General features: G+C 34.5%; 1 pseudogene. It reads left to right on the top strand.

What is annotated here, in order from left to right:
- A pseudogene (locus HMPREF2578_RS08795) lies at positions 1 to 310 on the top strand (FIVAR domain-containing protein); the annotation flags it as partial.

Raw genomic sequence — 310 nt, 5'->3', positions numbered from 1 at the left:
AAGCATTAACAGCATTAAATCAAGCGAAAGATGATTTAAGAGCAGATAAAACGGAATTACAACATAAACTTCCAGAATTAGATCAACGTGGCATTACCGAAGGTAAAAAACCAGCAAGCATCACTGCTTATAATGAAGCTCTAGGAAGAATACAAAGTGAAATTGAAGAAGCTAAGACGAAAGCACAAGAAGTGTTAAATAAAGAAAAAGCAACACCAGCAGAAGTGAAAGAAGCATTAGACAAAGTGAAAGCAGTCTTACCAAAACTTACTGAAGCGATTAGTTTACTTCACGACAAAGAAAATAATAG

Source organism: Staphylococcus sp. HMSC072H03, assembly GCF_001809305.1.
GTDB classification, from domain to species: Bacteria; Bacillota; Bacilli; order Staphylococcales; family Staphylococcaceae; genus Staphylococcus; species Staphylococcus hominis.
Note: the sequence above shows the minus strand (reverse complement) of the source record. Positions and strands in the feature narration are given on the sequence as shown.